The organism is Kocuria sp. KRD140 (assembly GCF_017168375.1).
Taxonomy (GTDB): Bacteria; Actinomycetota; Actinomycetes; order Actinomycetales; family Micrococcaceae; genus Kocuria; species Kocuria marina.
In genome coordinates this window covers 232,587-237,378 of the sequence record NZ_JABFAW010000004.1, presented here as the reverse complement: position 1 = coordinate 237,378, position 4,792 = coordinate 232,587, and the positions used below count along the sequence as shown (strand labels likewise).

The window sequence follows — 4,792 nt, the reverse complement described above, 5'->3', positions numbered from 1 at the left end:
GGGCGGCACGGTCGGGGAGGGTGCGAGCGGCGTCGTCGTCGGACACGAGGGCGGCGCGGAAGGTGTCGGGGGAGAGCGCACCGGAGGGATCGACGGGCAGTTCGAGCGTCTCGAAACCGTCATGCCGGGCGAGTGCGCGGGCGGATTCCAGGACGGCGTCGTGCTCGATGGCGCTGACCAGCAGGCGGTGACGCGAAGGCTGCCGTTCCTGGCGGGCCAGGGCGATGCCCTTGACCGCCAGGTTGTCCGCCTCGGTGCCGCCGGAGGTGAAGATGATCTCACCCGGGCGGGCCCCGAGGACCGCGGCAACGCGCTGGCGGGCGTCCTCGAGGGCGCGGGCGGCGCGCTGGCCGCGCTCGTGATGACTGGACGCGTTACCGAACCCGCCGGTCAACCACGGCCACATGGCCTCGAGCACTTCGCGGCGCGGGGCGGTGGTCGCCGCGTGATCCAGGTAGATCATGATGTGACCTCTCGTGATGACGGACATCTCGTGCCCGTGACGGGCGATGAGCCGGACTGTAAAGATGGACCATGGAAGAAAACACGCTGACCACCATTGCCCAGGACATGCTCACCGAGGCGCGCGAGGCGTCCAGCGGGCGTTCCGCCCACCACCTCAACGGCGGCCGCGAGCACACGCTGCAGCAGACCATGATCGCGCTGGCCGAGGGCCAGGACCTCAAGGAACACGAGAACCCGGGCGAGGCCACGATCCAGGTGATCACGGGCCGGGTGGAGCTCGTCGCCGGCGACGAATCCATGCAGCTCGGTCCTGCCCAGTACGCCGTGATCCCGCAGCAGCGTCACTCCCTGCACGCGCACGAGGACTCCGTGGTGCTGCTGACGCTCGTGAACAAGGGCTAGTCCACGGCCACGTCCAGACCCAGGTCCAATGCGCGCACCGAATGGGTGAGCGCGCCCACGGAGATGACGTCCACGCCGGTGGAGGCCACCCTGCCGATGGTCTCCAGCGTGATGCCACCGGATGCCTCCACGATGGCGCGACCGTCCACCACGGCCACGCCGCTGATCAGGTCCGAGTGGGCGAAGTTGTCCAGCATGATGGTGTCCACCCCGCCGGCCAGGACGTCCTCGATCTGATCGAGCCGGTCCACCTCCACCTCAATGTGTGTGGTGTGCGGCAGCTTCTTGCGCAGTTCGCGCAGCGCGTGGGTCACGGAGGTACCGTCCGCGGTGAGCACGGCCAGGTGGTTGTCCTTGAGCATCACGGCGTCCGAGAGGCCGAATCGATGATTGTTGCCGCCGCCGCACGTCACCGCGTGCTTCTCCAGCGCTCGTAGTCCGGGGGTGGTCTTGCGGGTGTCGGTCACGCGGGTGCGCGTGATGGTCCCGGCGGGCAGGTTGTTGGCGCGTTCCACCTCTGCCACGGCCTTCTCGACCTCGGCCACGTACCGGGCGGTGAGCGTCGCGATCCCCGACATCCGCTGCACGAGGTTCAGCACGCTGCGTTCGGCGCTCAGCAGTGGTCGCGCCGGGCCGGTGATGGTTGCGATGGCGGTTCCGGGGGTCAGCGGGTCACCATCGCATACGTGGAGCGTGACCTCCAGGCCCGAGTCCGCCGTGGCGAAGCCGGTCCGGATGATCTCTTCTCCCGCAAAAATTCCTGCTTCCCGCGAGGTGATCGTGGTGGTGGCGGTCGCCGCGGCAGGGATCACGAGCTCGGAGGTGATGTCACCCCACGGCGCATCCTCGGCCAGGCTCGCACGAATCACGACTTCAACGGCTGAGCGAGTCAGCATGGTCTGTCCTTTCGGGGGTGGGTGCTGCGGATCCGGAGGCGATCCATGCGGTGCTCGTGGCCAGGCGGGGGTCGGTGGCCGGGTGGTCCACGCGCTGATGGGCTCCGCGGGATTCGGTGCGAGCCAACGAGGCGCATACGAGCGCGTGCCCCACGGTCAGGAGGTTCCGGTCCTCCGCTTCAGCCAGGGTTCCAGGGGCCGCCGCCGTATCCTCCTCGTCCGACGACGACGCCGCGAGCCAGCCGTCCAGCCGCGCCTTCGCCCGTTCGAGGCCCTCGGCGGTGCGGAACACCCCGGCGCCCTGCCACATGGCTTGCTGCAGGCCAGCGCGGGAGAACGGTTCGGCGACGGCCGAGTCCGTCGAGGACGGTTCCCTTCCCGTGGAATACGGCCTGGTGCTGAGCAGCGGGTCGTTTCGGTCTGCCAGGCGGGGCTGGACGTGGGCCGTTGCCTCATCGAGCACGCGCGGCTCCGGTTCGCTGCAGAGGGCCACGGGCGACGCGTCCGCGGGTTCCCCCGGACCGGCGAGCAGTTCGCCGATCCTGCGGCCGAGGACCGTGGCTTCCAGCAGGGAATTCGAGGCCAGGCGGTTGGCCCCGTGCATGCCGGTGCGGGCACATTCCCCGGCGGCCCACAGTCCGGGAACAGTGGTGCGGCCCAGCGCATCGGTGGCGATGCCACCCATGAGGTAGTGCGCGGCGGGGCTCACGGGGACCCACTCGGTGGACCAGTCGAGGCCTCGCCTCGCGAGTTCGGCGTGGATGGACGGGAACCGGCGGGCCAGGAATTCGGCGCGGGTCAGCCCGGACGGGACGGGGATCGTGGAGCAGTCCAGGTATGCGGCGCCGTCGTCGGATGCCGTGCGCGCCGCGAAGACTGCGCGCGCCACCACGTCCCGGGGGGCGAGTTCCGCGCGGGGGTCCACATCGGTCATGAAGCGGTGGCCGTGCTGATCGCGCAGTACCGCTCCCTCACCGCGGACCGCCTCGGAGATCAGGAACGAACCCGGAGCGGCCATTGCGGTGGGGTGGAATTGGAAGAACTCCAGGTCACGCACCTGGGCACCGGCGCGCAGGGCCAGTGCGATGCCGTCCCCGGTGGCCACCTGGGGATTGGTCGTCCACGGATACAGCTGACCCGCGCCGCCCGTGGCGAGCACCACGTGGTCCGCGGGGAGGAACTCCTCGTCGCCCAGCTCTCCGCCGTGGAGAACCGGGCGGACGGTGCAGCCCACGACCCGGTCACCGACCACGATGACGTCCGTGACCAGGGTGTATTCGCGCAGACGGATATGTCCCCCGTGGGCCATCTCGCGTGACCGAGCGGACAGGGCCTCCTGGATCGCGTGCCCCGTGGCGTCGCCCCCGGCATGCAGGATGCGCGAGATGCTGTGCGCAGCCTCCAGGCCCTGCACCCACGGGGAGTCGGGGCCGGCCACGTGGTCGAAGGCGACGCCGTGGTCTGTGAGGTCGCGAACAGCCGCGGCGGAGTCCCGGACGACCCCGTGCACCACCAGCGGATCACACAAGCCCGCACCGGCCACCAGGGTGTCCTGGACGTGCAGCCGTACCGAATCCGCGGGGTTTCCGCCGGGGAGGGAGCCGGTCATCGCGGCCATCCCACCTTGGGCGCGATCGGTCGCGGTGTGGGTGAGTGCGGCCTTGGTGACCACGGTGACGCGGGCACCGGCCTCCGCCGCGGACAAGGCCGCGCTGAGACCGGCGACCCCGGTGCCGATGACCAGGACGTCAGTCATGACTCACGCCCTCGGGACGGCGGCGAGCATGCGTTCGAGAGCCACGGACGCCTCCCGTGCGACGTCCTCGGCCACGGACACCTGATTGACCACGCGACCGGCCACGAGTTCCTCCAGGACCCACGCGAGGTAGCCCGGGTGGATGCGGTACATCGTGGAGCACGGGCAGATCACGGGATCCAGGCAGAAGATCGTGTGCTCGGGATGCTCCGCGGCCAAACGGTTGACCATGTTGATCTCGGTACCGATCGCGAACGTCTGCCCCGGCTCCGCGGCCTCCACGGCCTTGCGGATGTGGTCGGTGGAGCCCGAGGAATCGGCGGCGTCCACGACCTCCATGGGGGACTCGGGGTGCACGATCACGGTGCAGCCGGGGTATTCCGCGCGGGCCTTCTCGATCTGGCCCACCGTGAAGCGCTTGTGGACGGAGCAGAAGCCGTGCCACAGGATCACGCGGGAATCCTGGAGGACCTGCGCGGTGTTGCCGCCCAGCTCCCTGCGGGGATCCCACAGGGGCATGTGCTCCAGCGGCACACCCATGGCCTTGGCGGTGTTGCGACCCAGGTGCTGGTCCGGGAAGAACAGCACGCGCTGGCCGCGACCGAAGGCCCAGTCCAGCACGGTCCGCGCGTTCGAGGACGTGCACACGATTCCGCCGTTGCGACCGCAGAACGCCTTGAGCGCGGCGGACGAGTTCATGTAGGTCACGGGGATCACGGAGGCGAGCGGCTCGCCGTCCTCGCCCATGATCGTCCGGCCGTGGGCGTCCGTGGCGTGGGGGCCGAACACGTCCATGAGATCCGCCCAGCACTCCTCCACGGAATCCGCGTCCGCCATGTCCGCCATGGAGCACCCCGCAGCGGGATTGGGAAGGATCACGGACTGGCCGCCCCGGGAGAGGATGTCCGCCGTCTCGGCCATGAAGTGCACACCGCAGAACACGATGGCTTCCGCCTCCGGGTGCGCCTTGGCCTGCTGCGCGAGCTGGAACGAATCACCGATGAAGTCCGCGTGCTTGACCACTTCGTCCCGCTGGTAGAAGTGCCCCATGACGACGGCGCGCTCACCCAGAGTCTTCTTGGCCGCCGTGATCATGGCGTCCAGTTCCTCGGGGGAGGCATCCCGGTAGCGCTGCGGAATGGTGGGCTGCGCGGGGGAGCCGGCCGGAGCGGCGTCGTCCTGGGAAGCACCCGGGCCGTAACCCGCCGAGAGCGGGGCGGGGAACTCCCACGGGTCCTGGGTGAGAGCGGCGTTGCACGAACCGCCCTCAAGG

At 69.8% G+C, this 4,792-nt stretch carries 5 protein-coding genes; 1 reads left to right on the top strand and 4 read right to left on the bottom strand.

All coding sequences use genetic code 11. The features are described 5' to 3' along the window. Positions 1–463 (bottom strand): aminotransferase class V-fold PLP-dependent enzyme (locus tag J1M36_RS05240; protein ID WP_206478792.1); only part of this gene is annotated, 463 nt, incomplete at its 3' end. Positions 464–534: 71 nt separating this feature from the next. On the opposite strand from J1M36_RS05240, the gene J1M36_RS05235 reads away from it, so the two are divergent. Then, the gene (locus tag J1M36_RS05235) at positions 535–867 is read left to right on the top strand and encodes a cupin domain-containing protein (RefSeq protein WP_064846961.1); all 333 of its coding nucleotides are present in this window, start codon (positions 535–537) and stop codon (positions 865–867) included. On the opposite strand, the gene nadC is transcribed toward J1M36_RS05235, so the two are convergent. The 3 genes from nadC to nadA all read right to left on the bottom strand — a co-directional run. Then, positions 864–1,763 carry a carboxylating nicotinate-nucleotide diphosphorylase gene (nadC, locus tag J1M36_RS05230; protein ID WP_064846962.1) on the bottom strand — a complete coding sequence of 300 codons (900 nt, stop codon included), beginning with the start codon at positions 1,761–1,763 and terminating at the stop codon, positions 864–866. The genes J1M36_RS05235 and nadC overlap by 4 nt on opposite strands. After that, a complete protein-coding gene (locus J1M36_RS05225) occupies positions 1,741–3,519 on the bottom strand; it encodes an L-aspartate oxidase (RefSeq protein ID WP_064846963.1) in 1,779 nt (592 codons plus the stop codon). Before J1M36_RS05225 ends, nadC begins: the two co-directional genes overlap by 23 nt. Positions 3,520–3,522: 3 nt before the next feature. Then, positions 3,523–4,792 (bottom strand): quinolinate synthase NadA (gene nadA / locus J1M36_RS05220; protein WP_206478791.1); only part of this gene is annotated, 1,270 nt, incomplete at its 5' end.

Bases quoted from the DNA above. Each gene is read 5' to 3' on its own strand.
- J1M36_RS05235 (WP_064846961.1), top strand. From the start codon at position 535: ATGGAAGAAAACACGCTGACCACCATTGCCCAGGACATGCTCACCGAG.
- nadC (WP_064846962.1), bottom strand. From the start codon at position 1,763: ATGCTGACTCGCTCAGCCGTTGAAGTCGTGATTCGTGCGAGCCTGGCC.
- J1M36_RS05225 (WP_064846963.1), bottom strand. From the start codon at position 3,519: ATGACTGACGTCCTGGTCATCGGCACCGGGGTCGCCGGTCTCAGCGCG.